Consider the following 22,954-nt stretch of genomic DNA (forward strand, 5'->3'; position numbering starts at 1 on the left):
CGCTTCTACCGCGACGGCGACCTCCTGACCGCCCCCGATCGCAACGTCGAAACCGCACCCGTCGCTCCCGGCACCACCGCGGCGGCCGAGATGGAGTTTCCCGTCCCTGGGCCGGTCAAGATCGTCGACCACGCGCTGACCCGCGCCGCTCGCCGCGGTGCCCTCGGCATCATCGACGTCAGCGGTGAGCCCACCCGCGACATCTACAACGCGGATCCGTAAGCGGAACCGGGTGTCCGGTCGACTTTTTTGCGCGTGACGCCACCTGTCGCCGAGTGGGACTCGAGCCGAGACCTCGAAACCGACGCGTCGTGACCGGTGGTGCGTTCGACGGCGGAGCGTCGTCAGGTCCAGACGTCGAGACAATCGGTCGAGCAGAAGTGGAGTTCGACCGACTCCCGTCCGTCCGGTTCGACGTAGGTCGTCAACGTGTACGCGACCGCATCGGAATCGCAGTTGTCACAGTGCATATCGCTACGGTCGCCACGACCGCCCTTGAGTATCGACCGGTTAAAATATCGATCTCGTGACTGTTCGTCGAGTAAGACAGTATTGGAACGCGACAATATCGGGTTGACCGATCCGGTCGCGACGGCGGTCAGGCCGCCGCCCCGTCTTCGGCCTCGAGCAGTTCGTGGTAGCGGTTCCGGATGGTCACTTCGGAGATGCTCGCGACCTCGCTGACGTCGTTTTGGGTGACCTGTTCGTTCGTCAGGAGCGCGGCGGCGTACACCGCCGCAGCGGCGAGGCCGACGGGGGATTTGCCGCTGTGAATCCCTTTTTCCTTGGCCGTCGTCAGGAGATCGCGAGCGCGCAGTTCGGTCTCGTCGGCGAGGTCGAGGTCGCTGGCGAAGCGGGGCACGTAGCTCTCGGGATCGGCCGGCTGTACTTCCAGCCCGAGTTCGCGAACGACGTACCGGTAGGTTCGGGCGACTTCGGCTTTGTCGACCCGGGAGACGGCCGAAATTTCGTCCAGGCTACGCGGGGTTCCGGCCTGGCGAGCGGCGGCGTACAACGATGCGGTCGCGACGCCTTCGATCGAGCGCCCCGGCAGGAGGTCGTCCTCGAGCGCGCGGCGGTAAATGACGCTGGCCGTCTCCCGAACGTCGTCGGGGAGGCCGAGTGCGGAGGCCATGCGGTCGATTTCGCCCAGTGCCTGCTTGAGGTTTCGTTCTCTGGAGTTGCGAGTGCGGAACCGCTCGTTCCAGGTACGCAGACGCTGCATTTTCTCGCGCTGGCGGGAACTCAGGGACTGCCCGTAGGCGTCCTTGTCCTGCCAGCCGATGTTCGTCGAGAGCCCCTGATCGTGTCTCATGTTGGTCGTCGGCGCACCGACGCGGGACTTCTCGTCTCTCTCGGCGGCATCGAAGGCGCGCCACTCGGGGCCGCGATCGATCTCGCTCTCCGCGACGACGAGCCCGCAGTCCGCACAGACCGTCTCGGCGTGTTCGTCGTCGGCGACCAGCCGGCCGTTACACTCCGGACAGTGCGCTCGCTCAGTGGTTGCTTCGGCCGACGCGTCGCTCTCGGTTTCGGGCGCGGTCCGGGTTCGCTCGTCGATCTGCGTTCGGGTGGGGTTGTCTGTCATTGTCGACGAATCGGGAACCTGCCGCTGGAAAACGTTCTCTCGTCCGGTCGTAACGAATTACTGTCACTTAAACGCTTGGATCGACGTCGGGGACGGAGCGGCGTCGTCCGGCACCCGCCCGTCGGAACGGGTCACAGTCCTCCCGACCGTATCGAAACCCTTACTCTCCGGAGGCCGGTGCGAACACGTATGAGCGACGACGCCGTCAGTCCCGAGGAAGTCCGCCACGTCGCGGATTTGGCTCGCGTCGACCTCGACGACGACGAGGTCGACCGGTTCACCGAGCAGTTCGCGGACATCCTCGAGTACTTCGAGACTCTGGACGAGGTGCCGGAAGTCGATCGCGAAGCCGACCTCACGAACGTGATGCGTCCCGACGAGGAACGACCCTCCCTCGAGCGCGAGGCCGCACTCGAGAACGCGCCGGCAACCGAGGACGGCTACTTCAAAGGCCCCAACGTCTCGTGATCATGTCGGACGATATCTTCATCACCGAGGAGCGGATCGAAGGCGCTGAGGACGGCCCGCTGGCCGGCAAAACCGTCGCGGTCAAGGACAACATCTCGACCGACGGCGTCCGGACGACCTGTGGCTCCCGGATGCTCGAGGACTACGTTCCGCCCTACGATGCGACGGTCGTCTCGCGGCTGAAAGACGCCGGTGCGACCATCGTCGGCAAGGCCAACATGGACGAGTTCGGGATGGGAACGACCACTGAAACCTCCTACTTCGGCGAGACGGACAACCCCGCCGCCCCGGGCCACGTCCCCGGTGGCTCCTCCGGTGGCTCAGCGGCCGCCGTCGCCGCCGGCGAGGCCGACCTCGCGCTCGGTTCCGACACCGGCGGCTCGGTCCGCTGTCCGGCCGCCTTCTGTGGCGTCGTTGGCATCAAACCCACGTACGGGCTGGTCTCGCGATACGGCCTCATCGCCTACGGCAACAGTTTAGAGCAGATCGGTCCCTTCGGCGAGACGGTCGAGGACGCCGCACAGTTACTCGACGTGATCGCCGGCAGCGACGACCGCGACGCGACCACTCGCAGCGAGGGCGACGACGCGAACTACGCCGACGCCGCGACCGGCGACGTCGACGGGCTCTCGATCGGCGTTCCCACCGAGTTGCTCGAGGGGGCCGACGAGGGCGTCGTCGAGACGTTCTGGGAGGCGCTTGACGAACTCGAGGAGCGCGGCGCTACGTACCACGAAGTCTCCCTGCCCTCCGTCGAACACGCCGTCGAAGCCTACTACGTGATCGCGATGTCGGAGGCGTCCTCGAACCTCGCGCGGTTCGACGGCGTCCGCTACGGGCATTCGGGCGGCTACGACGGCAACTGGAACGAGACCTTCGCCCGGGCCCGCGAAGAAGGGTTCGGCGACGAAGTCAAGCGGCGAGTCCTGCTCGGAACCTACGCGCTCTCGGCGGGCTACCACGACAAGTACTACAAGAAGGCCCAGGACGCTCGCGCGTGGGTCAAACAGGACTTCGACGAGGCGCTTTCCGAGGCCGACGTCCTCGCGAGCCCAACCATGCCGGTCCCGCCGTTCGAACTCGGCGAGAGCTTGGACGACCCGCTCCAGTTGTACCTCGCCGACGCGAACACGGTGCCGGTCAACCTCGCCGATCTGCCGGCGATCTCGGTTCCGGCGGGCGAAACCGACGGCCTTCCCGTCGGCCTCCAGCTCGTCGGCCCCGCGTTCGGCGAGGAGCGGTTGATCCGCGCCGCGAGCGCGCTCGCCTGAGACCGCAAAGCGCCAGCGGCCGGGACCGGCGCTCCGACGGCGGCGGCAACGGCGACGCTCGAGGCCTAGATTTTTATGCCGATTTTGCTAACAGTATTCCAATCGAACACCCGGTCGGTTTGAACGCCATGAAGATTACACGGAATCAAGAAGTCCAATTCGACGAGTTCTCGCGGGCCTGCGATCTCGTCGAGGCGTACTTCGACGAGACGATCGACGACGTCGCGCTCCACGCGCCGGTCTCGCGTCGCCAGCTCATCGCCGTCCTCGCTCGCGCGCAACTCACCGGCCGCCAGTTCGCAATCGACGGGTTGACCGAGCAGGGCGAGGTCGTCTACCAGTCGAGCGACGAAACCCTGCTCTGGCTCGACGGCGGGTTCTGGACCGACATGCGCGGCACGCATCACCTAGCACCCAACGAGGGTCGGGCCGCGCGTGAGGTCCATCGGCGACTCATCGAGGCCGTCGACGGGGACGTGCCCTACTACAACCGCGACCGTGATCCGTTCGTTCTCATCGAGCGATTCGCTCTCTACGAGTGACCGACACCGGGCCGCCCGAGCCGAGTTCCGGCCCGATTCCCGATGCATCGGCGTCCGGCGTATTCATGTCTCGCCCTTATTCAGCAACGAACCGTACCTAGTCCGTGTCCACCGCGCCGGATCCTGCCGAGGTATTCGACCGCGCCGTCGACGAGGGGCACCGGCGACTCGAGCAGTCGCTGCTCGAACTCGCCGCGACCAGCTTCATCGCGGGGTTTACGATCGTCTTCGGTATCGTCGCGCTCGGCGTCGTCGACGGGCTCATCGAGCCGCAGTTCGGCAAGGCCGCACACGTGGCGGGCGCGCTCACTTTCGGTGTCGGCATGGTGTTTCTGGTCGTCGGCCGCGCGGAACTGTTCAACGAGAACTTCTTCGATCCGGTCGCGGCGGCGGCCGCTCGAGACGACACGTGGCTGCTAGCCCCGATCGGTCGCCTGTGGGCGGTCACGCTCGTGTTCAATCTCCTCGGTGGGTTTCTCTTCGCGGTCGTCTTCGCCGTCGAGGGCGTGCTTCCGCCGGAGTCGTCACACGCGCTGTCCCGAACCGCCGAGGGGATCGTCAATCGACCCGCGAGGGGAATCTTCGCGAGCGCTATCGTCGGTGGGGCACTCGTGAGCCTGCTGTCGTTCCTTCTGGCGGCGGCCGACAGCGTCGGGAGCCGTCTCACGCTGGCCTATCTCGTCGGCTTCCTGCTGGCGCTTGGCCCCTTCGACCACGTGATCGTCACCGCGATCCACGTCTTTTTCGGATACCTCTTCGACGCGGCGATCGGTTCCGGCGCGCTCGGAGTGACGGTCGTGGTCTCGGCCGCGGGCAACGTCGTCGGCGGCATCGGCCTGGTCACGTTCACTCACGTCGCGCAGGTGCGAGGTGCGGAGGGACGCGACGACTGACCGACGCGACAGTCCACGCTCGAGCGACTGTCGACCCGGACGGCAATCGATGAAAGAGACGGAGCGTCCGTCGACGGGTTACTCCTCGTAGGCGAGGTTCATGATCCACTGCGAGAAGGCGTCGCTGTTGGGGTCGACCTCCTCCTCGCCGATAAAGGGCGAGAGCATGTCACCGGCCATCAGGAGGGTGAAATCGAGGTCTCGAGCGGTCGGCGAGATGTAGTAGGTGTTGTGGCCGTCGTAGACCGTCTCCTCCCGATCGACGAGTTCCTTTTCGACGAGCGACTCGACGATCCGGCTGCCCTTCCGCGAGGAGACGTCCAGTTCCTTCCAGAAGTCGCTTTGGTGGATGCCGCCGGACTCACGAACGAGTTCGAGACCGGCCCGCTCGTCGTCGGTGAGTTCGGCTTCGGCCGCGGACACGCTCACGGTGACCACCTCGCCGTGTGCGTCGCTACTGGCAGGAGTGCGTCCATACCCATACGAGATAGTGCGAGCCGCTTAAATGTGCCCTTCGCGGTCGACCGCCCCGTCGTCGCGTCGCCCGTCAGCGACATCGGCGGCCGCCCCGGTGACGGTCACCGCCTCGTAGCTAGTCCGACAGGGCGGCCCCGACGCGTGATCGTACCGCGTCGTCCCGGGGCCGAGCGCGATCAACGACGACGACCGCGTCCCGAACCCGTCGCGGTGGATACAGGCACCGTACTCGTGATCGCCGAGGACATCGCCCGCTCGCTCGAGCCAGTCGGCGGCCGTCTCGCCCGACTCGGCTGCGAGCGTCGCTCGCAGCGTTCGAGCGTCGGCCGCCTGTTCCCGACCCGCGTCGGGCCGAACGGATGGCACGTCGATGTCGTCGTCGACTGCGACGTTGACGACGACGTGGACGCCAGGTTCGAACTCGGTCAGGGAGAGCGCGCCGTCCCACTGGTAACAGAACGCGTCCGCCGCGTCGGCGACGACGAGATAGAAGCCGCTGTACTCGTCGGCATCGGTCGCGGATTCGACGATCGATCTCGCCGCGGCGGCGGATCGCGCCTCGAGTACGTCGGCGACGAGGTGCCCGCGAGAGCGGTCGCCGGCGAGGTCCGCGTCGGTCCACTTGTTCGTGAGCCCGGCGAAGACGCCGTGCTCGTTGTAGCCGATCCACGTGCCGCCGGCCTCGGCGTCCCGCGGCGCGACGATCAGCGGCTCCTCGGCGTAGACGGCGGGCGGAGTCGAGTCCCGACCCAGCGCTTCGTCGCGGTTGGCGGCGACCGCGACCGGCGCGTCGTCGAAGACCTGCCAGGCGAGGGTGAGCGTACACACGGGACGAGGATAGGTACGCCATCGACTTAACTTCGGTTCCAGCGGCAGTCTCGACGGGCCGTGGACGGCGAGCGGCGATCACGCCGCGTCGGTGACGTCCGTTCCGTCCTCACGCAGTCGCTCCCGAACCGCCTCGCGGTCGACGGTTCCCGAGGCCGTCCGTGGAAGCACGTCGGCGATTCCGATCGTCTTCGGCCGCTTGAACCCGGCGAGGCGCTCGTCACAGTGGGCGAGCAGCGACCCGGGCTCGAGGAGTCGCTCGGCGTCCGGGCCTGTCCGCCGAGTCGTCGCCGGGTCGGGAACGACGAGCGCGGCGACGCGCTCCCCCCACTCCTCATCCGCGAGTCCGACCACCGCGGCGTCGTCGATTCGGGGATGGTCCCGGAGCGCGGCGACAACCTCGCCAGGATCGACGTTCTCGCCGCCAGTGACGATGCGATCGCTGCGGCGGTTGAGTACCCACAGCCTGCCGTCCGCGTCTCGATAGCCGATGTCGCCGGTGTGGAGGCCGCGTTCGCCGAACGCTGTTGCCGTCCGCTCGTCGTCGAGGTACCCCGGCGTCACGGTCGGCCCGGACACGACGAGTTCGCCGGGTTCGCCGGGCTCGACCGTCGCACCGGTCTCGTCGACGACGGAGACGTCGGTCCCGACCAGCGGCTGTCCGACGGTCCCCGCGTGTGCCTCGGTTTCCGCGGGTGTCGCCGTCGCGATCTGCGATGCCGTCTCGGTCATCCCGTAGGTCGGATAGACCGGCACGTCCGTCCGTCGACACCGCTCGAGCAACTCCTCGGAGGCGGGCGCGCCGCCCAACAGGACGAACCGCAGGGCGTCGGCCGGTTCCCAGCCGGCGTCGAGCAGCCGCTTGCACATCGTCGGGACGAGCGAGACGCCGGTCACACCGTCGTCGAGCACGCGCGCGGTCGCTTCTGCGTCGAACTCGCGCTGGATCACGACCGTCGTCCCGTACAGCACCGATCGGACCACGGGAGCCAGGCCGCCCATGTGGTACATCGGGAGACAGCAGAGCCATCGGTCGCCCGGTCGGAGGCCGAGCCGGAACGCCGACGCGGTCGCGCTCGCGACGAGGTTCCCGACCGTCAGCCGGACGCCTTTCGGCTCTCCGGACGTTCCGGACGTGAACATGAGCAGGTGGGTTTCGTCGCATTCGAGCGTCCGCGGCTCGACTGACCGGGACTCGAGATCGGAGCCGGGGACAGTGCTCGGCTCGAGGGGACCCAGCGACCGCGTTCCCTTTCGCTCCGGCTCGTCCACCGAGACGATGTCGACTCCCTCCCCCTCCGTCTCGGTCGCGAGTTCGATCGCGGCGGCTTCGGTCTCGCGTTCGCAGACCACCGCGGAGACGGCCGCTCGGTCGGTCTTCGCCGCGAGTTCGCCGGTCGTCTCGCGGACGTTCAGTGGAACGACGGTCGTGCCGATCCGCATCGCGGCGAAAAAGAGCGTCACGAAGGCGGGACGAGTGTCCATGAGGAAACCGATCCGCTCGGGGCCGCCGCGCCCGGAGCCGCTCCCCTCGAGAACGCGGTCCTCGAGCGCGCACGCGACGCGCTCGACGCGGCGGTCGAGGTCGCGGACGCTCCATTCGGTATCGGTCTCGACGTCGCGCAGCACCGTCCGCTGTGGCGTCGCCGCAACGCGGTGGGTGACCAGATCGCGCGTCGGCCAGCCGATCGGTGCGGTCATCGCCCCCCCCACACGCCCGAGACACCGAGCCCTTTCGCCTGCGGAACGACGGCCGCACCCTTTTCGAGCAACACGGGATCGGGACCGAGATCGGTCGCGAGCAGATCGCCAGTCGCGAGCCCACAGGCCGGCACGTCGGGGATCGCCGCCGCGAGATGGACCGCGCCCGTTCGGGCGACGACGCCGTCGATCGTGGTCGTCACCAGCGGCGTGATATCGAGTTCAGTCAGCCAGGCCGCGACTTTGCGGGCCACGTCGATCCCACCCAGCGCCATGGGTTTCAGGACGACGACGTCCGCCGCCCCGGCATCGCAGATCGCGTCGACGCCGTGCTCGAGTAACCCCTCGTCGAGCGCGACCGAGACGCCGGTCCGGAGCTTGCGGAGGGCGGCATGGCCCTCGAGCGCTCCCCCGGGCAGCGGTTGCTCGAGGACTGACACGCCGAGGTCGCCGAAGGCTTCGATCGCCGACCGGGCCTCCTCGTAGGTCCAAGCCTCGTTGGCATCGGCCCGCAGTTCGACGCCGTCGCCGACGGTCTCGCGAACGCGCCGGACGCGCTCGATGTCGGCAGCGACGCTCCGGAGGCCGACTTTGAGCTTACAGCAGTCGAAGCCGCGATCGACGGCAGCACGGACCGCGCCGGCGGTTTCGGCCGGCGATCCGTCGCCGATCGTCGCGTTGACCGGCACCCGGCCAACCATCGGTCCCTGTCCGAGATAGCGGTACAGCGGCGTCGACTCGCGGGTCGCCTGCAGGTCCGCCAGCGCAAGCGCCAGTGCGTGTCGGGCCGCGACCTGCCGGTCGACCGCCTCGAGCGCTTCGCTCGGGCCGCCGGTCCGGATCGCGTCGCGTGCGCGCTCGAGCGCTCGCTCGCAGTCCTCGCGCGACTCCGTCCAGCCCGACAGCGGCGTCGCTTCGCCGTAGCCGACGGCCGACCCGCCGCCGGGGCCGTTCCCACCCGGTGCGCCGCCGTCGACCAGCCGAACGAGAAAGCCGTCCCGACTCTCGATCGTCCCGTCTGCCGTCTCGAGTGGCTCGGCCAGCGCCAGCGAGAACGACCGATACTCCAACTCGAGCTCATCGGGCGGGCTCATAGCACCACCAGCCCGCCGGCGAAACAGATCGCGTACATCGCGAGCAGTTTGCCCGTCTGCTCGAGCGCCGGGTTGAGCGCCTCACCGTCGGTTCGCGTACAGACCGTGCGGGCGACCATCGCGGCGTAGGGGAGCGTCACCAGCGGGAGCAACACGCCGGGTCCGACGTCCGTCCGGAGCCAGAACCAGCCGGGGACGACGTAGGCGAGCGCGAGCATGGCGACGTACTCGAGGCGGCTCCACCGGTAGCCGAGCCGGACCGCCAGCGTCCGCTTGCCGGTCTCGGCGTCGGTTTCCCTGTCGCGAACGTTGTTCACGATGATGATTGCCGTCGAGAGCCCCGCAACCGGCAGGCTCGCCGCGACGGCCGCGCCCGTAACCGTGCCGTCGGGAACCGCCGTCGAAAGCGGCTCCGCGAGGACGGCCGCGGCCTGGACGTAGTAGGTCCCCGTCACGGCGACCACTCCGAAAAAGACGAACACGAAGAGGTCGCCCAGTCCGTGATAGCCCAGCGGATAGGGGCCGCCGGTGTAGGCCCACCCACAAAAGACGCTCACGAGTCCCACGACGAGGATCGGGAGCCCGCCGACGTAGACGAGGTAGGTGCCGGTGAGGATCGCCAGTCCGAACGTCACGATGGTCGCGAGCTTGACCTGTTCGGGGGAGATGAGCCCCGACTGGGTGACGCGGGTAAAGCCCTCGCGGTCCTCGGTGTCGGCCCCCTTTATCGCGTCGTAGTAGTCGTTTGCGAAGTTCGTCCCGACCTGAATCAGTGCCGCCCCGACGAACGCCATCACCGCCGGCAGCGGCGCGAACACGCCCTCGTGGACTGCCAACCCCGTCCCCACGATGACCGGGGCCGCAGCCGCGGGCAAGGTCTGGGGGCGGGCCGCCATTAGCCACGCCTTCGTCCGTGAGATTTCGACCTCGGCCGAACTCATTGTACGAGTGTCCCACTCGAGAGAGTGTCAACGTTGGCATTGCGGGACGCCGACGGGACCGCCGCGTTACGCCGGCGGGACTACCAACTCGAGGGGCTCCATCCTGAAAAAGGCCGTCTCGTATCCCTGATGGCGGGCCGCTTGCGGCGGCGACGCGATGGTCAGCGTGACCGAATCGCCCGGCCGGACGTCCGTCACCGAGCGGCCGTAGTGCAGGCCGACCGCGGCGTCGAGCGTCGCCGTCAGTTCGAGAGGGCTGTCGCCGACTTCGGTCCCGTTGCGGCGGACGGCGGCGCGCAGCGACATGTTCACCAGCGGAACGCGGTTGTACGGCGTCCGCGGCGAGACGAGCAGGTATCGACCGTCACCGTCGGCCAGCCGGGACCCCGACTCGAGTAGGGTCACGACGAACGTCGCGTCGCCGCTGCTGGGGAGGCTGCCGGTGGTCGCGCCGGCCGTGCCGTCCGGATCGACCAGCCGCGTGCCGGGCACGTCGGCGGCCGGCGGCAGCGCGGAGTACGGGAGGGCGGCGTTCGCGCTCCCGTCGCCGCCGTGTGTCATCGGCTCGAGCGCCCCGCGGTCGCCCCAGCGCTCCCGCTCGAGCAGGTCGATCCCCTCGACCACGTCCTCGCGGAACGCCCGATCGTACGCGAACTCGAACGTCGCGGTCCCGCCCTCGGTGAATCGGTCCGCGAGGGAGCCGGTCCGTCGAGTCGGGAGCGGCGGGAAGTCGACGCTGACGGCGTAGGTGTCGTCCGCCGGCAGCGTGAGGTTGTCGCCGAAGTGAACGCCCATCTCCTGGGAGAGCATGGGCCAGAGCTGTCGGGACGCGACCCGCTCGCCCCGCCGTGTGATCGTCACTCTCGGCTCGGCGTCCCCGGGGAGGACGATTCCCGTCTCCCGATCCCAGCACACGAGCATGAGGTGGACGCCGCGACCGGCCGTCGGGTCGACGCGGTGCCGGTCGGTCCCGGTGACGGTCCAGAACGGATGCGGATACGTGAGCATCGGCGTGAGCGTGTAATCGCCGGCCGCGACCGGCTCAAGGACCTGCATCGACTTCCGGTGACCGGGGAGGTAGACCGCCTCGGGCGGGTCCTCGATCCGCGGGATCGGTGCGGTGCCCGCTCCGTCCCGCAACTCATCGCTGTTCCCTTCTCCGTCGGTGCTGCCGTCGCTCCCGTCGGACCCGGTACCTGGTGCCGCACAGCCCGCGACGGCCAGCGTTGCCGGGAGCGCGGTCGCCCGTCGGAGGAACGCTCGTCGGTGCATGTCAGCTCTGGCTTCGTCCGCTGTGGTCTCCGTTCGGCCGCGTCAGTAGTGCCACGGGAAGTCGTCGAAGTCCGGGTCTCGGCCCTCGACGAAGGCGTCCCGGCCCTCCTTGGCCTCGTCGGTCATGTAGCCAAGCCGCGTCGCCTCGCCGGCGAACACCTGCTGGCCGACCATGCCGTCGTCGGTCATGTTGAACGCGTACTTGAGCATCCGCATCGCCGTCGGGCTCTTGGCATTGATGCGCTCGCCCCACTCGAGGGCGGTCGCCTCTAACTCCTCGTGGGGCACCGCCTCGTTGACCATGCCCATCTCCACGGCTTCCTCGGCGTCGTAGGTCTTTCCGAGGAAGAACACCTCGCGGGCTTTCTTCTGGCCGATCTGTTTGGCGAGGTACGCCGAGCCGAAGCCGGCGTCGTAGCTCGCCACGTCGGGATCGGTCTGCAGAAACTTCGCGTGGTCCTCGCTCGCGAGCGTGAGATCGCAGACCACGTGCAGCGAGTGTCCCCCGCCGACGGCCCAGCCAGGCACCACGGCGACGACTACCTTCGGAATGTGACGGATCAACCGCTGCACCTCGAGGATGTGGAGCCGCCCCTGCTCCGATGCCCGCGCTCGCGGACCCTGTCCGCTCGCGTCTTCCGAGGCGCTTTGCGCCTCGCCCTCCTCGTCACCTTCGTACTGATACCCGTCCTCACCGCGAACCGTCTGGTCCCCGCCGGAACAGAACGCCCAGCCGCCGTCCTTCGAGGACGGGCCGTTCCCGGTCAGCAGGATACAGCCCACGTCGGTCTGTCGCTTGGCGTGGTCGAGCGCGTCGTAGAGTTCGTCGACGGTCCCCGGCCGGAAGGCGTTGCGCACGTCGGGCCGGTCGAACGCGATCCGGACTGTTCCGGAATCGACTGCGCGATGGTACGTAACGTCCCGTAACTCGCGATCGAGGTCATCGATCGGCTCCCACCGGTCCGCGTCGAAGAGTGCCGAAACCATTTGTCCGACGTTGGTGTGCCGGACATGAAATAGGTTCGCGTCCGACCGTCCCATCGATCGGCCACCAGTGAACCACGGGTCGTCGCCCGTCGCCGTCCGGGGAGCCCGACGTGGGCCGTCTTTCCGTCTGGGCGTGCTCGACTGCGTGTTGAACTCACGGAGGGGAATGCTGCCGGGAACCCAGTCGGCCGGCTCGAGTTGCGTTTCGATCGCCATTACTCGAACTGCAACTCCGCCAGCGCCGGCTCTTGGATGTCGAGCTCGCTGTTGCCTCTCGCTTCACAACACCTCACTCGAGCCGGTCGGGACAACCGTTGAAGTAGCGTTTTCCGACATGGACACGCAGCAAACGCGCTGTCTCACCGTTCAATCCGAATCTGGACACCGCCGATCCAAGAGACGAAAGGCCCTTAAGTCACGATCGCCTACCAATGAGTGGACTAGGTCGGGCAGTTTGGCCCTGCTCGTTACCCGCGCTATGGTCATTAGCGGGGACCGAACACCGAGGGCGTCCGGTCAGACCGACCGGGGCCTCGGGAGCCAACAGAGAAGCCTCGTCCGTCGGGGACAGCGGTCTACGATGGCCGTCCGCAGGGACGACCCATCGTGGTTAGTCGGCGACAGCCCATCAGGCGCGGAAGCGAGCAGTGGACCGCCGGACACCTGTCGCTCGACGGGTCGCGGGGTGGAGAAGGCAACCGAGATTCCCCCGGCCGGAACGCCGGGCAACCGCGGTCGTCCGCATTCATACGACGTTTCACTCTGTGCGAGCGGCGGCGCTACGCGCCTTGCTCGCTCGGTATAATTTCGATTACAAGCATCCGCTTTCCGTTCCGTCGTTCCCGCGAGTCATGCGGCACAGCAGCTGTCGGTCCGCTCGCTCCCAGCGGTTGCTCGCGACTCTCACGATCTCGAGCCGCGCTCCCGACGATCGGAGCGGCTGGACCAGAAGAGTGGTGACGCCGAAACGACGACTGCTGGGCGCGTTATTCGGCCGGTTGGACGACACCCTGTCCGTCGCCGCTCTCGAAGGAGAGACCGCCCTCGAGGGTCCGAACCGGGTAGGGGATGTCGATCCCCTCCTCGTCGAAGCGCTGTTTGACCGCGGTAACGTACTCGCCTCGCGTCCGGACGAAGTCGGCGCGGGATGGGTTCGCGATCCAGAACCGCGACTGGAGCCCTACGTCGGAGTTGCCGAGTTCCGTCAGTCGCACCGACGGCTCAGGGTCGTCCATGATGTCGGGGTGGCGCTTCGCTTCCGCGACGATGATCTCGGTCGCCCGTTCGATGTCGTCGTCGTAGCCGATCCCGAAGACGAACTTCAGCCGGAGTTTGTCGGCGTCGACGGGGTTCTTAAGGACGCCGTCGGTGAGCGCCGAGTTGGGAACGGTCAGCAGTTCGTTGTCGAACGTTCTGACGCGGGTCACGCGGAGGCTGATGTCCTCAACGGTGCCCGAATAGGTGCCGTCATCCCACTCGATCCAGTCGCCGATACGGAACGGCTTGTCGGTGTAGATGAACACGCCGGCGACGAAGTTCGAGATCACGTCCTGCATCGCGAGCCCGATAGCGAGCGCCCCGGCCGCTGCGATGCCGGCCATCGAGACGAGGAAGTTCCCGTAGTCGGCGAACCCGAAGGCGACCGCGACGCCACCGAAGCCGATGCCGAACCGCGTCAGCATCAACAGCGGATTCTGGGCGTGCTCGTCGATCTGCCGTCGGTCGAGCGCTCGGCGAACGAGTGGCAAAAGGACGAGTCGGCCGACGAGCCAGATCGCGACGAGCGCGATGACGAACTTGATCGCACTCTCCGCGGCAGTGGCCTGCGCCGCGGTGAACCCGAACTCCTCGAGGCTGCGACCGATCGGTCCGAGGACCTGTCCCGGGAGCAATCCCAGCCGGCCGCTCATCGATGGAGGACTGCCGTGTGACCGCGCGTCTCGATCAGTTCGGCGTTCACACGGTCGGCGAGATCGGCCGCCTTCTCCTCGGTCGAACTTCCCGCACGGGCGGCACGGAGGAATTTGACCTTCACGAGGTCCCGATCCGAGAGTTGATCGTCGAGTTCGTCGACGACAGCGTCGACGCCGCTCTTGCCGACCCAGACGGTCACGTCGAGATCGTGTGCTCGCTGCTTGAGTTCCTGTTTATCCATGGCCTCGAGTAACGAACCGAGGCGCTTCAATCTTCTCGATTCGGTAGCGACCGGACAACCGGGCAGTCGGGCTCGACCTGGAGCGTAGAACAGTGATTATCCTTCGTAGGGATACCGGGCGTGTGCACCGCAGTCGCAGGTGAGTACGACGTGGCCGTCCCGGACTCTCACACGGGCGTTTTTCCCCGGGCGAAGGTACACATCACACCGGTCACAGGTAAACTGGCGAAACGCCCGCGGCAACGTGAGCCGGTTTCGCTCCGCGACCCGCCGAGCGAGCCGAACGTAGTATCGAGCCCGATCGGTCGCGCCGTCCGCCGCCGCCGCTCGAGCCAGGCTGTGCAGGCGCTCGATCCGTTCGGCGGCGATATCCATACCCGCCTTTTGGTCGGTCGGCCTATTGATGTTGCGCTCCGACGACGGGATGAGAGCCGGCCCTGCGTGGACAGTTGCAAGCGAATCCCACGCTTCCCACGGCTGTGGCGACTGTAGTTTTGATTGAAAAGATTCTTTACTCGGCCTCGTGTTCGATGGAGTACGCAATATTGTTATATATCAGATGAGATTGGGTGTTACATAACAGTATGAATTGGAACCCCTCCCCGCCCGACGACGGCGTGAGCAGACGGTCGTTTCTGGCCGCCGGCGTAACCGGCGCGACCCTCGCGACGAGCGGCTGTATCGACCGCGTCCAGAGCGTCGTCGATCAGGGCGGCGACGAGCAGTTCTCGCTGTCGATCACGACGGTCCCCGCGGACGCGGATCGGCAAAACATCCGTATCGCCCGTCGGCTCGAGGCTCGCCTCGAGAAGGTCGGTATCGACGTCTCGCTCGACATGCGATCGCAGTCCGAACTGCTGGAAGCCGTCCTGCTCGAGCACGATTTCGATTGCTACGTTGGCCGGCATCCCGCCGACTACGATCCCGACTTCCTCTACGAAGCCCTCCACTCCACGTACGCAAACGAGGCCGGCTGGCAGAACCCCTTCGGGTTCACCAGCATGTCCTTCGATACACATCTCGAGCACCAGCGTCGAACCGACGGCGACGAGCGCAAGCGACACGTCGAGGACGTCCTGTCGGGATTGGCACAGGCGAAACCCTTCGACCCGATCTGTATCCCCGAGGAGCACCGCGTCGCCCGAGCGAACCGGTTCGACGGCTGGGACGAGGGCCATTTCGCGACTCGCCACGGCTATCTCGGTCTCGAGCCGGCCGCGGGCGTCGATCGATTGCACGCGCTCGTCACCGACGGTCGGATCACCCGGAACCTCAACCCGCTTTCGGCGACGTTCCGGAACCGCGGGACGACCATCGACCTGCTCTATGACTCCCTGGGGACCGAACACGAGGGCGACGTCCAACCGTGGCTCGCCGAGTCGTGGGACATCGCGGAGACGACGGCGGAATCGGACTCCGAGACGGCGGACGAAGGGACGACGCGAACGGCAACGGTCAGGCTCCGAGAGGGATGTCACTTCCACGACGGAGAGCCCGTGACCGCCGCGGACGTCGCCTTTACGTATACGTTCCTCAACGATACGTCGTGGGGACGAGCACCGGTTCGGTCGCCGGCACCGCGGTATCGGGGTCGGGCAGACGTAATCGAAACCGTGAGCGTTGACGGGGACTACGAGGTCATGATCACCGCGTCGGGCGGTCGAGAGGCCGTCAAGCGGGCGTTTACCGTGCCGGTCTTGCCCAAACACGTCTGGCTCGAGTTGATCGATCAGTACGCCACGGGCGACGATTTCACCGCACCGCAGGGACGGTGGGCCGTCGTTTCGGGCAACAACATCCCGCCGATCGGGAGCGGCCCCTTCCAGTTCGATAGCCGATCCGAAGACGAGTCGCTCGTCCTCAAGCGCTTCGAGAACCACTTCACGCTACGGGACGCCGTTGACCTCCCCGAGCCGACGGTCGACGAGGTGCAGTTCTCCGTCGATCCCTCGAGCAACTCGTCGATTACCCGCATCGAAGACGGCGGTGCGGACGTCACGGCGACGATGCTCAGTCCGCATTCGTTGCCGCTGGTCCCGGACTCGTCGGACCTCGAGGAGCTCCGCTCCCCATCGCGTACGTTCTATCACCTCGGGTTCAACGTCCGGAACGCACCCTTCAGCAACCCGCACGTTCGCAGGGCAATCACGCAACTGATTGACAAGGAAGGGATCGTCACGGACGTGTTCTACGGGAACGCAACGCCCGTGGCAACGCCGGTCAGCGACGAGTGGGTTCCGGAGCGACTCCAGTGGAGTGGCGACGATCCGGTAACGCCGTTTGCCGGCACTGACGGCGATCTTAACGTCGAGGCTGCGAAAATGGCCTTCGAACGAGCCGGGTTCCGATACGATGATAACGGGCGACTGCTTGGGGGCTATTAGGAGCGATGCTCGCCGAGGTGCTGATTCAGGTCGTCGTCGTAGTCGGGATTCTCCTCCCAATCGCGATCGCTCTTTTCGTCGGTCGTGAGCGCCTCATACGGACACGATCGGAGTGGCGAACTCGCCTCAAAACGGCAGCACCGACGATCGCCGTCTTGCTCATCGTCTTGCTGATCAACCGCTTTGCCAGACAGCGTGCACCGCGTCTCTCGCGGGAGATCGGGTTTCACCTCACCGCGAGCTTTTACAACATCGAGGGGGAGTTCATCCTGCTCTTCCAGTCGATCGCTACGCCGGAGACGACGGCGTACTTCTCGTCGATCTACGTGTACGGCTACGTCTTCCTGGTCGTCTTCCCGGTTCTGGCGTATTTCACGCTGCCGGACACGCGAATGTTCCGCCGGCTGTTAACGGCGTACGCGCTCAACTACGTGATCGGACTCGTCCTCTACATCTTCGTCATCGCGTACGGCCCTCGAAACGTGATGCCGCACGAAGTGGCGGAAACGATGCTGTTCGAGAACAATCCGCAGTATCAGTACCTCACTCGAGAGGTCAACAGCAACTCCAACGTCTTCCCGTCGCTTCACACGTCGATCTCGGCGACCGTTGCCACGTTCGCGGCGATAACGCGCTCGACGTTCCCGAAGTGGTTCCCCGTCGCGGTCGTGCTGGCGGCCAGCGTCGCGATTTCGACGATGTTCCTCGGCATCCACTGGGGGATCGACGTCGTCGCCGGAATGCTGCTTGCAGCGCTCTGTGTCGTCCTCTCCGACCGACTCGTCGGTCGCTGGTCGGTCACAGAACTCCTCGGCGAGCGGTTCGAGGACCGGCTCCCGTGGCTGGACCGAAGCGAGTAACTGCGGGTCACACGTCCGGGCGGTGACCGTGCGCCGAGAGCCACGACCCGGCTCCGTCCCCATCCGGTACCGCGATCACGGTGGTCGCGTGCTGTTGGAAGAGCATAATACTGTTATAACATGGCTCTCCAACTATGATAGACGAACGAAATGAACAGGAGACGGACCGCCCCGAATCAAGAGCGCCGCGGCGGTGACAGCAAGCCCCTCGGACGGCGAGCCATGCTGGCGGCGACCGCGGGACTGACGGTCTCGAGCAGCGGCTGTCTTCGGCAGGTCCGGAACATCGTCAGCACGGACGACATCCAACAGCTCTCCGTGACGATCACGACGGTCCCCGCGGACGCGGACAGACAGGCTATCCGCATCGCGCGGCATCTCGAGGACACCCTCACGGCCGTCGGGGTCGACGTATCCCTCGACCTCCGCTCGGACATCGAGTTCCGCCGAGCGGTACTGTACGACCACGAGTTCGAGATCTGCATCGGTCACCATCCGGGCGGGACCGATCCGGACTTCCTTTACGAGGCGTTGTACTCGCGGTATGTCGACGAATCGGGGTGGCAGAACCCGTTCGGCTTCACTAACCGGACCATCGACGACCACCTCATGGCGCAGCGAACCGCCGAGGGTGACGCGCGCCGCAAGGCGGTCACGGCAATGCTCGAGGCGATCGCGACCGAGCAGCCGTTCGTCCCGCTCTGTGTCCCCGAGGAACATCGGGTCGTCAGGACGGACCGGTTCGACGGCTGGGACGAGGGCCACCCGGCGACTCGCCACGGCTACCTCGGCCTCGAGCCGGCCGCGGGCGTCGATACGCTTCGACTCGCCAATCTCGACGGCAGGCTCACGGAGAACTGCAATCCGATCGCGACCGACTACCGCGGTCGTGGAACGATCACGGAGCTGCTGTACGACTCGCTGGCGACCAAGAACGGCGACGGCCCTGTCGAACCCTGGCTCGCCGACTCGTGGGAGTGGAACGGTCGGACCGTCGACGTGACCCTCCGGGACGGCTGTGAGTTCCACGACGGCGAGCCGGTGACCGCCGACGATGTCGCGTTCACGTATCGGTTCCTCCAGGATACCTCGCTTGGCAACCATGACACGCCCTCGCCGGCACCCCGGTACCGGGGCCAGGTCGACGCCGTCGAGTCGGTCGAGGTTCGCTCCGACCACCGCGTCGAACTCTCGGTCGACACGTCGCCGGCGGTCGGGACGCGTGCGCTTCTCGTGCCGATACTCCCGGCCCACCACTGGCGTGAGCGGGCGGTCGATGTCGTGGGGCCCGGCGGCCCCAGCGTCGCCCAGGGGACGACGGAAGCCGTCGCCACGAACAACATCCCGCCGATCGGGAGCGGCCCCTTCCAGTTCGGCGGGCGGACCGAGGGAGCCCAGTTGGTCCTCGAGCGGTTCGACGATCACTTCACGCGTCGCCCGGGGGTCGATCTCCCGGCACCGACCGTCGACGAGTGTCGTCTCGACATCCATCCGAGCGGCGACACGGCGGCACAGGTCGTCGCGAACGGCGACGCCGACGCGACGGGTCCCCCGCTCGGCGCGGCCGACATCGACGGCGTCGAGACCCCGACCGGAGCGGCGATGCGCGACGCGTCGTCGTGGACGTTCTACTGTCTGGGGTTCAACACCCGCGACGCGCCGTTTAGCAACTACCGGTTCCGGCGGTTACTCGCGCGATTAGTCGACAAAGAGTGGCTCGTCGACGAGGTGTTCCACGGGTACGCCCGTCCCATCGCGACCCCGGTCACCGACGACTGGGTCCCCGAGAGCCTCGAGTGGCATGGCACCGATCCCGAAACACCGTTCCTGGGCTCGGATGGCGAGGTCGATGTCGATGCGGCGAAGGCGGCGTTCGAAGCCGCTGGCTTCCGATACGATGATCACGGCCGGCTTCGGGTCAGACAGTAACCGACCCGATCACCGCGCCCGAGACGGCACGGATGCGCCGCGGCTCGGGAAGTGGGCGTGGAGACAAAACCGAGACGAACGGCCGTTAGTGTTAGTCCTCGAGTGCGTCCGCGATGCGCTTCAGTGCGCGGGTCTGGTCGCGGAGTTCGTCGCGCATCTGTCGGACCTCGCGGACGAGTTCCTCGTTGCTCTCGTCCTGTCCACCAGCGCCCGGGCCGCCGGGACCGGCACCGGGGCCGCCACCGCCCATCATGCCGCCCATCATCTGCGCGAACGGGTTGCCGCCCATGCCACCGGGGCCACCGGGACCGCCACCGCCGCCGCCGAACGGGCTCTCGGGTGGCTCACCCTCGCCGTCGCCTTCCTCGGCTCGCTTTTCGCGGATCTCCTCGACGCGTTCGCGGAAGGATTTCTCCTCGCTGTCCTCGCCTGCGTCTCCGTCAGGGGAGTCGTTTTCGTCCGTCATACCATCGGATTCCGTTGCGTGAGGGAAAAGGGTTGCCATGTTTCGAATGCCCGCACCGACCGGCGTCCCGCCGCCGCGGTCGCCCGGCGCGCAATGCCTGCACAACACCGACCCGAGACGAACCAGTAGCTGGCGTATGGACGACGATCGTTCTCACACCCCCCCGATCAGTGGCGGTCTCGAGCGCCGATGCGACTACCACCGCGACGACAGCCCGCTCGGAAGCGGCGTCGGCAGGCCGGAGCGACCGGGGCAGTGTGAATCGGTGGCCGCGGGACCGGGGTCGCCGCCCGGTCCCGGAGCGGATCGTGAACGTAAGTACCCCAATTGTGTCTACCAGCCGGACGGTGACGGGAACTGGAGCGTCACGATGCCGATCAATATGCACGTCACCGCGCCGGGCGAGCAACGAGCCCTCGCCGCGATCGACGCCGAACTGGCCGGCCTCGAGAACCCGCGCTGGACCCGCGTCCTCCCGGACGCACCGACCGCAGCGTGGGACAGCGACGGCGGTCAACTCGTCGCTCCGGACCGCTCGGTTCGCCGGCCGCGGCTGGGCGACGCGTGGACGCACGTCCACGTCTGGGAACTCAACGCGGATCGAGTGGCGCTCCACGCACACCTGGACGTCATCGACCTCGAGTACGCGTATCTGCACCGCGGCGACGGCTACCACGTTGCCACGCGGCGGGTCCGCGAGCACCTTTCGGCGAGCAACTGGCGACGGGAAACGCCCTACCGTATCGAGTACGACATCGAGGCGGCGCGTCGAGCGGACTGGGGTCCGACGGGGGATACGAAACTCGAGTACGTTCCCGACTGATCGAACCGCTCACAGCCGTCGAGTCGCCGAAACGGGGGTCCGAGTGCGCCGCCGAGCGAGCGTTAGCCGAATGAGCCGAGCGATGCCTGGCGGCTCCGATCCGACCCGCCCGTCTCGAGGTCGTAGCCGACCAGATCGCGCATGTCGACGGCGTAGGTCGTCCCGCCGTTCGCGAGGACCAGCAGTCGGCCTTTGACGCCGACGACGGTCCCCGACGCGATCGTCTCGCGGACCGGCCGGGTCTCGAGTGCCATCCCGTAGTCGAACTCGAACCGGTCGATCACGTCGAACTCCCGGAGGGTGGCCGTCCAGGCGGGTTCGTCGACCGGGGCCGCGAGCGCGGCGACCTTCGGCCCGGTTCGAACGCGATCGACGAGCCGGGTCGCGATGTCGGCCTCGAGTTCGCGGGCGATCCGACCGTTCGAGACGGTGTGAACGTGGGCCGCGCGGTCGGCTCCCTGCTCGCGCAGGCGGGTCTCGAGCCGGTGGCGTTTCGTGACGCCGACCTTGAACGTATCCGGAGCGAAGGCCGCGATGTAGACCGCGTGTTCCTCGTCACAGTCCATCTCGTCTTTCAGGCAGGTCCCGGTACAACGCGCACAGACCCACGTGTGCGTGTGGTAGTCGCAGTAGGGTGCCGACGACCGATCACAGGAGACGTGGTCGCCGTCGACGACGGTGCCGGCACAGTGACGATCCCCGAGCGCGTACGCGAGGTCGTCGCCGGCCGCGAGCGAACGGCGTTCGATGTCGCCGCTGCCGTCGCTGAGCAACAGCGCCGATCCCCGTCCGCTCGGTTCGTAGCCGACCAGTTGCACGGACTCGAGTTGGAGCCAGACCCAAATAGACGTAGCGCTCCCGGGACCGGCCCACTCCGTTCGCGGTACGGCGTCAGGGATGCGGTTCCCGTCGCAGACATACTGAGACGACGGCCACACGTGTCCTCACGCCGTCCGCTCGACGGAACGCGCCACCGCGATCGAGTACGGGCCACGGAGAAGACCTATGCGCCACGGGGCCGAACCCCCCGTTCATGACACTCGAGGGTACACTCGAGACGACGGCCGACGAGTCCAGTGACGTTGTCCTGTTCGTGTTTACTGTCACCAATACGGGCGACGAGCCCGTCGAACTCGCGTTCACGGACGGCTGTAAGGCGGAGTTCGTGCTCGTCGATGACGGAAGCGAGGTCTGGCGGTTCAGCGACGGTCGCATGTTCGCGCAGGTGCTCAGTTCGGACGAACTCGAGCCCGGCGAGGCGACGACCTACGAGGCGGAGTGGTCCGACCCCGATCCGGGCGAGTACACTGCGATCGCGACGTTGCAGGCTCGGGAGACGGACTGCGAGGCGACGTCCACGGTCACTGTCGTGGAATGAACGGCCGGGACACGCCGGTCGGAACGACGACCGTGGCACGATAGTTCGTCTTTCCGGAACTAGTTTTAGATGAGCGAGAATTCTGTTTCAGTTCTCGGAGGGGAACTATTGTGCTTCTCCATAGGGTATATACCGGCTCCGTCCGAACGGTCGACCATGCAAGCGCTGGTCATCGCGGCACACGGATCGCATCTGAATCCGGACGCTTCGGACCCGACCTACGCCCACGCGGACACGATCCGCGAGACGGGCGCGTTCGACGAGGTCCGCGAAGCGTTCTGGAAGGAAGAGCCCCACTTCCGCGAGGTGATCCGAACGCTCGAGGCAGACGAGGTGTTCGTCGTTCCCCTCTTTATCAGCGAGGGGTACTTCACCGAACAGGTCATCCCGCGAGAGCTCCGACTCGACGACTGGGACCCCGAGAAGTGGGACTCCGACGGGACCAGCGCCTCCCAGGCCACGCTCGAGGCGACTGACGTCGGGAAGACCATCCACTACTGCGGGCCGGTTGGGACCCACGACGCGATGACCGACGTGATCGTCCAGCGGGCCGAAACCGCGACGGAGGACCCCGATGTCGGGGATGGCGTCGGCCTCTCGGTCGTCGGTCACGGCACTGACCGCAATGAGAACTCCGCGAAGGCCATCGAGTACCACAGCAACCGCATCGCCGAGCGCGACCGCTTCGACGAGGTAAAGGCGCTGTTCATGGACGAAGCGCCGGAGGTTGACGACGTTACGGAGTACTTCGAGAGCGACGACATCGTCGTCGTCCCGCTCTTTATTGCCGACGGGTACCACACCCAGGAGGACATCCCCGAGGACATGGGCCTGACCGAGGACTACCGGCTGGGTTGGGACGTCCCTGCCACGGTCGACGGCCACCGGATCTGGTAC

General features: G+C 66.8%; 24 protein-coding genes, 1 other RNA gene and 1 pseudogene. 12 read left to right on the forward strand and 14 right to left on the reverse strand.

What is annotated here, in order from left to right; translation table 11 throughout:
* A pseudogene (locus C486_RS17355) lies at nt 1-222 on the forward strand (nitrite reductase); the annotation flags it as partial.
* Between the two features lie 122 nt (nt 223-344).
* Here C486_RS17355 and C486_RS22620 read toward each other — a convergent pair.
* Both C486_RS22620 and C486_RS17360 read right to left on the reverse strand, forming a co-directional pair.
* Nucleotides 345-470 carry a hypothetical protein gene (locus C486_RS22620; RefSeq protein WP_008458504.1) on the reverse strand — a complete coding sequence of 42 codons (126 nt, stop codon included), beginning with the start codon at nt 468-470 and terminating at the stop codon, nt 345-347.
* 128 nt (nt 471-598) lie between these two features.
* Nucleotides 599-1,588 carry a transcription initiation factor IIB gene (locus tag C486_RS17360; RefSeq protein WP_008458506.1) on the reverse strand — a complete coding sequence of 330 codons (990 nt, stop codon included), beginning with the start codon at nt 1,586-1,588 and terminating at the stop codon, nt 599-601.
* Nucleotides 1,589-1,777: 189 nt separating this feature from the next.
* Between C486_RS17360 and gatC the strand changes: the two genes are divergently transcribed.
* From gatC to C486_RS17380, 4 genes are all read left to right on the forward strand, one after another.
* Complete coding sequence (gene gatC, locus C486_RS17365; RefSeq protein ID WP_008458508.1) at nt 1,778-2,056, forward strand: Asp-tRNA(Asn)/Glu-tRNA(Gln) amidotransferase subunit GatC; 279 nt, start codon at nt 1,778-1,780, stop codon at nt 2,054-2,056.
* Between the two features lie 2 nt (nt 2,057-2,058).
* Nucleotides 2,059-3,327, forward strand: coding sequence for an Asp-tRNA(Asn)/Glu-tRNA(Gln) amidotransferase subunit GatA (gene gatA, locus C486_RS17370; protein ID WP_008458510.1), 1,269 nt, complete (start codon nt 2,059-2,061; stop codon nt 3,325-3,327).
* A gap of 128 nt (nt 3,328-3,455) precedes the next feature.
* Nucleotides 3,456-3,869 (forward strand): hypothetical protein, encoded by a 414-nt coding sequence (locus tag C486_RS17375; RefSeq protein WP_008458512.1) that lies wholly within the window; start codon nt 3,456-3,458, stop codon nt 3,867-3,869.
* Nucleotides 3,870-3,973: 104 nt separating this feature from the next.
* A complete protein-coding gene (locus C486_RS17380; RefSeq protein ID WP_008458514.1) occupies nt 3,974-4,762 on the forward strand; it encodes a formate/nitrite transporter family protein in 789 nt (262 codons plus the stop codon).
* A 78-nt stretch (nt 4,763-4,840) separates the two neighbouring features.
* Here C486_RS17380 and C486_RS17385 read toward each other — a convergent pair whose 3' ends face one another.
* The 7 genes from C486_RS17385 to C486_RS17415 form a co-directional block, all read right to left on the reverse strand.
* Complete coding sequence (locus tag C486_RS17385) at nt 4,841-5,191, reverse strand: helix-turn-helix transcriptional regulator (RefSeq protein WP_007108567.1); 351 nt, start codon at nt 5,189-5,191, stop codon at nt 4,841-4,843.
* Between the two features lie 72 nt (nt 5,192-5,263).
* A complete protein-coding gene (locus C486_RS17390) occupies nt 5,264-6,067 on the reverse strand; it encodes an NRDE family protein (protein ID WP_008458516.1) in 804 nt (267 codons plus the stop codon).
* Nucleotides 6,068-6,145: 78 nt separating this feature from the next.
* Complete coding sequence (locus C486_RS17395) at nt 6,146-7,768, reverse strand: class I adenylate-forming enzyme family protein (RefSeq protein WP_008458518.1); 1,623 nt, start codon at nt 7,766-7,768, stop codon at nt 6,146-6,148.
* A complete protein-coding gene (locus tag C486_RS17400; RefSeq protein WP_008458519.1) occupies nt 7,765-8,862 on the reverse strand; it encodes a mandelate racemase/muconate lactonizing enzyme family protein in 1,098 nt (365 codons plus the stop codon). The genes C486_RS17395 and C486_RS17400 overlap by 4 nt, the downstream gene beginning before the upstream one ends.
* Nucleotides 8,859-9,803: a 1,4-dihydroxy-2-naphthoate polyprenyltransferase gene (locus C486_RS17405; RefSeq protein ID WP_008458522.1), complete on the reverse strand. Its 945-nt coding sequence runs from the start codon at nt 9,801-9,803 to the stop codon at nt 8,859-8,861. The genes C486_RS17400 and C486_RS17405 overlap by 4 nt, the downstream gene beginning before the upstream one ends.
* Before the next feature lie 66 nt (nt 9,804-9,869).
* Nucleotides 9,870-11,075 (reverse strand): DUF7350 domain-containing protein, encoded by a 1,206-nt coding sequence (locus tag C486_RS17410; protein ID WP_008458524.1) that lies wholly within the window; start codon nt 11,073-11,075, stop codon nt 9,870-9,872.
* Nucleotides 11,076-11,117: 42 nt separating this feature from the next.
* Nucleotides 11,118-12,062, reverse strand: a complete 945-nt coding sequence (locus tag C486_RS17415) for a 1,4-dihydroxy-2-naphthoyl-CoA synthase (protein ID WP_008458526.1) — start codon at nt 12,060-12,062, stop codon at nt 11,118-11,120.
* A 433-nt stretch (nt 12,063-12,495) separates the two neighbouring features.
* Here C486_RS17415 and ffs point away from each other — a divergent pair.
* An RNA gene (gene ffs / locus C486_RS20610) (signal recognition particle sRNA) lies at nt 12,496-12,807 on the forward strand.
* A gap of 241 nt (nt 12,808-13,048) precedes the next feature.
* Here ffs and C486_RS17420 read toward each other — a convergent pair.
* The 3 genes from C486_RS17420 to C486_RS17430 form a co-directional block, all read right to left on the reverse strand.
* On the reverse strand, nt 13,049-13,972 hold the full coding sequence (locus tag C486_RS17420; protein ID WP_049910682.1) for a mechanosensitive ion channel family protein: 924 nt from the start codon (nt 13,970-13,972) through the stop codon (nt 13,049-13,051).
* Complete coding sequence (locus C486_RS17425) at nt 13,969-14,217, reverse strand: YhbY family RNA-binding protein (protein ID WP_008458530.1); 249 nt, start codon at nt 14,215-14,217, stop codon at nt 13,969-13,971. The genes C486_RS17420 and C486_RS17425 overlap by 4 nt, the downstream gene beginning before the upstream one ends.
* Nucleotides 14,218-14,313: 96 nt before the next feature.
* On the reverse strand, nt 14,314-14,592 hold the full coding sequence (locus C486_RS17430; protein ID WP_008458532.1) for a ribonuclease P protein component 4: 279 nt from the start codon (nt 14,590-14,592) through the stop codon (nt 14,314-14,316).
* A 242-nt stretch (nt 14,593-14,834) separates the two neighbouring features.
* On the opposite strand from C486_RS17430, the gene C486_RS17435 reads away from it, so the two are divergent.
* From C486_RS17435 to C486_RS17445, 3 genes are all read left to right on the forward strand, one after another.
* The gene (locus tag C486_RS17435; RefSeq protein WP_008458535.1) at nt 14,835-16,601 is read left to right on the forward strand and encodes an ABC transporter substrate-binding protein; all 1,767 of its coding nucleotides are present in this window, start codon (nt 14,835-14,837) and stop codon (nt 16,599-16,601) included.
* 5 nt (nt 16,602-16,606) lie between these two features.
* Nucleotides 16,607-17,461 carry a phosphatase PAP2 family protein gene (locus C486_RS17440; protein WP_008458537.1) on the forward strand — a complete coding sequence of 285 codons (855 nt, stop codon included), beginning with the start codon at nt 16,607-16,609 and terminating at the stop codon, nt 17,459-17,461.
* A gap of 222 nt (nt 17,462-17,683) precedes the next feature.
* On the forward strand, nt 17,684-19,390 hold the full coding sequence (locus C486_RS17445) for an ABC transporter substrate-binding protein (protein WP_008458539.1): 1,707 nt from the start codon (nt 17,684-17,686) through the stop codon (nt 19,388-19,390).
* 91 nt (nt 19,391-19,481) lie between these two features.
* On the opposite strand, the gene C486_RS17450 is transcribed toward C486_RS17445, so the two are convergent.
* On the reverse strand, nt 19,482-19,856 hold the full coding sequence (locus C486_RS17450; RefSeq protein WP_008458540.1) for a hypothetical protein: 375 nt from the start codon (nt 19,854-19,856) through the stop codon (nt 19,482-19,484).
* Nucleotides 19,857-19,992: 136 nt separating this feature from the next.
* On the opposite strand from C486_RS17450, the gene C486_RS17455 reads away from it, so the two are divergent.
* A complete protein-coding gene (locus C486_RS17455; protein WP_008458542.1) occupies nt 19,993-20,679 on the forward strand; it encodes a hypothetical protein in 687 nt (228 codons plus the stop codon).
* Between the two features lie 62 nt (nt 20,680-20,741).
* Here the strand turns inward: C486_RS17455 and C486_RS17460 are convergent, their stop codons facing one another.
* Nucleotides 20,742-21,497 (reverse strand): DUF2797 domain-containing protein, encoded by a 756-nt coding sequence (locus C486_RS17460; RefSeq protein ID WP_008458544.1) that lies wholly within the window; start codon nt 21,495-21,497, stop codon nt 20,742-20,744.
* Nucleotides 21,498-21,712: 215 nt separating this feature from the next.
* Here C486_RS17460 and C486_RS17465 point away from each other — a divergent pair, with 215 nt between their 5' ends.
* Both C486_RS17465 and C486_RS17470 read left to right on the forward strand, forming a co-directional pair.
* Nucleotides 21,713-22,057, forward strand: a complete 345-nt coding sequence (locus C486_RS17465) for a BsuPI-related putative proteinase inhibitor (protein ID WP_008458546.1) — start codon at nt 21,713-21,715, stop codon at nt 22,055-22,057.
* A 156-nt stretch (nt 22,058-22,213) separates the two neighbouring features.
* The coding region (locus tag C486_RS17470) for a CbiX/SirB N-terminal domain-containing protein (protein ID WP_008458548.1) at nt 22,214-22,954 on the forward strand (741 nt) is incomplete at its 3' end.

The sequence above is a fragment of the Natrinema gari JCM 14663 genome, from assembly GCF_000337175.1.
GTDB lineage: Archaea > Halobacteriota > Halobacteria > Halobacteriales > Natrialbaceae > Natrinema > Natrinema gari.